The following is a 5,083-nucleotide window of genomic DNA, read 5'->3' as shown; positions in this document are numbered from 1 at the left end:
CTTTTTGTTGTCCCAGTACCAGATGCTGTGAAGCTTACCACATACTTACCATGTGAATCAGACTGCGAGAATTTGCGGATGCAATCGCGCTGAGGTTTCCTCAGCGTGCGTTTTGGTCAAGACGGGGGCTGGGGGTGGGGGCTGGGTTTGTAGGTTGTACAAACCGGATTTGGTATGAGTACCCTGAAGCTATGCTGCACTAATCTTTAAATTCAATACTGTCGCAAACGATCTCATTCGAGATTGTTTGCTAATGGCGAGAAATTTTCGATCGAGCTTGTTTTTTCTCGATTAGTTGTGGGAACACTATTGAAGTGGGGATCGAAAACGGGTTGAGGATAGTTATCGATGGGGAACCAGTGGCTCTAGCCAAAGTAGGGCAGGGTTCTCGATCGAGGATAACATCTAGCTCCCGCGTGCAAAAGTTTGGCGATCGAGATCGCACCCAGATTGCTTGGCTTTGTCTACCATTAATGAGCAGTATCGACCACAAACGACATTAGATTTGATTAGATTTAATTCAATTATCTAGTTCTTCGCGATCGTTAAACAAGTTTAAATACTGAATATATCACAATCGTATGTGCAAAATATCAAAGCAATTTAGTTAGTGGGTTGATGGTGAAAAACAATGGTTCAAAGTAGCGAACGAGCGACAGGTTTAAGCTTTAAAGATTTAATTATTAAATTAAAAGAAATTAAGGCTCAGTCTTTTAGCGGCAATTTAATCGTTAAGGTCGAGCCGGATCTGAGCTGGATCTTGGCATTTAGGATGGGGCGGATCGGCTGGGTGAGCGGTGGTGTCGAGCCAATTAATTGTTGGCAGCGCAATCTTACCTTAGCTCAACTCGATTTACCACCAGATAAATTAGCCGAAGTTAATAATCCGAATCAAAATAATTTAGATTCAAACATTCTGGCAGAGTTATTGGTTGCCGAATTAATCGATCGCCAAAAATGTGCTGAGTTAGTGGCCAGAATGACTGTCGAAAATCTATTCGATATCATTCAATTTAGTCAGCGCAGTGGTAATCGACTCTCTTATCAACTGATGCAGACTGGTGCGGGAAATAGTCAACTCAACTTAGTCCTGCCCTTACTCGAAATCGAGCCGATTTTGACCAAGACGATTCAAACCTGGCAAGAATGGTCGAATGTGGGTTTAACAGCTTATGCGCCCAGCTTGTTTGCCATTGTCTCGCAATCGCTGGATCGATCGCGATTGGCTGACAATCAGAGTTTGTACCAGATCGTTCAGGCGATCGAGGGCAATCGCTCGCTCCGCAGTTTGGCCGTCGTTCATCATCAACCTGTCATCAATTTCACCAGTGCTTTACTACCGCTGCTGCGATCGGGATTTATCAATTTATCGGCCTTACCGCTGTCGAAAACCGAGCGGACTGGGAGCCTCGATATCACTAGTAGTAAGTCCTTAAGCGAACGCTTTAGTAGCGAAATCGGTCAATCGGCTAGCCCTGCGACACCAGCAAGTAGCATTGAGAGTCCGTTGATTGCTTGCATCGACGATAGTATCTTGATTTATCAATCTTTAGAACGGATTCTCATCGAGCACAAGTTTAGGTGCTATGGCGTGCAAGATCCGCTCAAAATCATGCCCAGCCTAATTAGAAACAAACCGGATTTTATCTTTTTAGATTTATTAATGCCAATTACCAATGGCTATGAAGTATGCGAACAAATTAGGAAAACTCCGAGTTTAAAGCATATCCCAGTGATTATTTTGACTGGTAAGGATGGCTTGATCGATCGGATGCGATCGAAGATGGTGGGGGCGACTGGTTTCTTGGGTAAGCCAGTTCAAGAAGAAGCTGTTTTGAAAATGATCGAAAAATATCTTGTTGGAGTTAGTGAATAGTCATGAGCCAAATTTTAATTGTTGAAGATAGTAAGTTTGAAGCAGATAAACTCAAACGTTGTTTAGAAGGCCAAGGTTTTTCGATCTTGGTAGTTACTAGTGGTGAAGAAGCCGAGATTCGGCTCAAAACCTTCAAGCCAAATTTAATCGTCCTCGATGTGATTTTACCAGGCGAAAGTGGGTTCGAGTTGTGCCGTAAACTCAAGACCGAGCCAGCAACTCAAAGTATTCCGATCGTCATTTATTCCACTAAAGATAAGCAAATCGATCGGACTTGGGGTGATATGAGCGGAGCTGATGCTTATTTGAGCAAAACAGTAGATGAGCCGACGCTCTTGCAGACAGTCAATCAGTTGATTGGTTGAGCATCGTTAACCTTTGGGCTGCCGGAGGCCATCGCGAACAGTAGCAGTTGTGAATCATGCACGATGAATTATGAGTTGTAAGTTATGAATCAAATTATCGATCGAGTACCACCCCGAACCAATCGACAGCCAGCTCGAAAAGCTGAAGAGTCAGAACTAAGTCAAAGATTTCTCGGCTTTACGATCGGCGATAGCATTAATGCTCTAATCCCGTTGGTAGATTTGCAAGCCACAATTAAAATTTCTTTGTCAGAGATTCTGCCAGTGCCCAAAATGCACGCATCCTTACTCGGGATTATTAATTATGGCGGTAAAGCTACTTGGGTCTTGGATTTGGCGCATTTGATGGGCGGATCTGGCTACTTGAGCGCGCCCACAGTCACGACTGGCATGGGGATGTTATTTCAGGTGCAACAGGAAACAGTTGCCTTGTTAATCGATCGGGTGGGCACGATTGAAACCCACGATCTGCAAGCCAGATTGCCGATCGACGATCTAATGTTTGGCGAAGGAATGCGCGCATTTTTATCGGGTTATTTTATCGATGCCGATCGCCAGTCGCGCGTAGTCCTCGATCTCGATCGGGTAATTAAATCGATTCTCTAACCGTGCCAACTAATTGCTATTAAAAAATTAACTCTCACCCAATCGCGCAGCGTCAACTCTTAATTAGTAGATCGAGATTTAGTAACTTCAACTATTGCAAATGTTAAAAAATCTATTTAGCTCTCCAGAAGATCGAGCCGATAAAGCGACAGAACCGCTCAACCCCAATATTCCATCACCAGAGTCACTTCAGATGTCTAATCAAGATCGCAATGCCATGACTAGCACTACCGCCAAACAACAACTCTTATCGTTGCTTCAAGACGTCCAAGTCAAGCTCGAAGCGACAAATACCCCCGGCAGCGAGCCACTCCGTCAAAATCTCCGCAAAGCGCGAGAATTAGCCGGATTTTTGAGTAGCGATCGGGCTGCTACTCCCGCACCCAGCGTACCAAATATCGCCGCCGATCGCATCCATCAAATCGCCACCAAAATCAGACAAGCTACTTCACCGATGGCGGCATTCAATAGTGCAGTTGCCGATATCAAAGCATTGCTAAATGCCGATCGCGTCCTGATTTATCAATTGACTGGGGCTGGCATGGGCAGATCGATCGCCGAAGCCGTTCAATCTGGTTTAACACCCACGCTCAATACCGAAATCCCTCAAGTTGGCTTTGGGTTTGAGCAACTCACCGACGATCGCTCCCAACGGGTGATGGCGTTAATTAATAGCGAAGTCAGCCCTTACCAAAAACAAATCTTAGAGCAGTATCAAGTCCAAGCGACAGTCACCGTACCGATTCTGATCAACGGTTACTCCGCAACTACCGATAGCTATAGTTTAGGTCGCGTCTGGGGTTTACTCGTCGTCCACCAGTGCGATCGCCCTCGCACCTGGACAGAATCGGAAACTGCTTGCCTGTCCCAATTATCTCTAGAACTGACACTCGCAGTCCAGCCCAATCAACCCCTGCTGCAATTATCCCAACGTCGCGATCTATTAGCCGCGATCGAGATCGAAGCTCAGGAAGTGATGCAGACCACGCTCGAAAATATCCGCCACAACCTCCAAGCCGATCGGGCGATGGTCGTGGCTTACAATCCAGACTGGAGCAGTAATGTCATTGCCGAATCCGTTGGCGTCAACTGGGCAAAAGCGGGCAACTCCCTCGATTTGGATTACTCGATTAACGGCGAGAATTTCAAGCCTTATTACGTCGTCAACGATATCGACGCCAAAGGATTCGATCGCTGCTTACTAGAATCCCTCGCACCGCTGCAAATGAAGGCGTATATCGTCGTTCCCGTCCTGAAAAACAACCAATTGGTGGGGATGTTGGGCGTTTACCAAAACTCTGGCGCGCGCAACTGGCAAGAATCCGACCTCCAAGCGATGCTCGACTATGCCAAAACCTTTAGCTTCCCGATCCAACAAACCACCAGCCGCCGTCTCTCCCAGTTCCAGACCAAGAAAATGGAAGAACGCCTCCAACGGGAACGCGGACTCTCCAAACTCCAAGAGCGGTTGCGCAGTGCCAAAGATGACAAAACTGTCTTCCAAGTAGCCACTCAAGATGGCCGCAAATTACTGGACGCCGATCGCTTGGCGATTTATCAGTTCGATGCTGATTGGGGCGGTCGCTTTATTGCCGAATCGGCGACCCCTGGTTGGGTAGACCTGATCGAAACCGTCCATATCGTTCAGGATACTTTCCTCCAACGGACTCAAGGCGGTCGTTATAAAGATGGCGAATGTTTTGCCGTCGATGATATCTATACCGTCGGGCACCAAACTTGCCATATCCAACTGCTCGAACAGTTTGAAGCGCGCTCCTATATGCTCGCACCGATCTTTGGTGCCGATCGCAAATTGTGGGGACTGATTGGGGCTTATCAAAACGCCCACGTCCGCAAATGGCAAGAAGAAGAGGTCGAAACTCTCCGCCAAATGGGTCTGCAAGTCGGGATTGCCATGGAGCAAATCCACTATATCGAGCAACTCCAAAAACGCGCCGACCAAGAACAAACGATCAACCGGATTGCCGATCGCATCCGCCAATCGCTAGTAGTCGATGATGTCTTCTCCAGCGTCGTCCAAGAAATCCGCCAAGCTTCTACTGCCGATCGGGCAGTCGTCTATCAGTTTAACGAAGATTGGAGCGGTCAAGTCGTCGCCGAATCTGTCGGTAGCGGCTGGGTATCGCTGTTAGTCGAACAAGCCAAAGATGAAACCCTCTCCGGCAATCGATCGACCAGCGATCGCTGTATCCTCCGCAAATGGGCGCAAAAAGAT

General features: G+C 47.1%; 4 protein-coding genes. All 4 read left to right on the top strand.

What is annotated here, in order from left to right; genetic code table 11:
* Positions 1 to 631 precede the first annotated feature (631 nt).
* Positions 632 to 1,876, top strand: coding sequence for a response regulator (locus RMO84_RS10960; protein ID WP_310488499.1), 1,245 nt, complete (start codon positions 632 to 634; stop codon positions 1,874 to 1,876).
* Between the two features lie 2 nt (positions 1,877 to 1,878).
* A complete protein-coding gene (locus RMO84_RS10955) occupies positions 1,879 to 2,241 on the top strand; it encodes a response regulator (RefSeq protein WP_310488498.1) in 363 nt (120 codons plus the stop codon).
* Between the two features lie 84 nt (positions 2,242 to 2,325).
* Positions 2,326 to 2,847, top strand: coding sequence for a chemotaxis protein CheW (locus RMO84_RS10950; protein ID WP_310488497.1), 522 nt, complete (start codon positions 2,326 to 2,328; stop codon positions 2,845 to 2,847).
* A gap of 100 nt (positions 2,848 to 2,947) precedes the next feature.
* Positions 2,948 to 5,083, top strand: a 2,136-nt coding sequence (locus RMO84_RS10945) for a GAF domain-containing protein (protein WP_310488496.1), incomplete at its 3' end; no start/stop codon positions are given.

Source organism: Chamaesiphon sp. VAR_69_metabat_338 (assembly GCF_031423935.1).
Lineage (GTDB): Bacteria > Cyanobacteriota > Cyanobacteriia > Cyanobacteriales > Chamaesiphonaceae > Chamaesiphon.
Note: the sequence above shows the minus strand (reverse complement) of the source record. Positions and strands in the feature narration are given on the sequence as shown.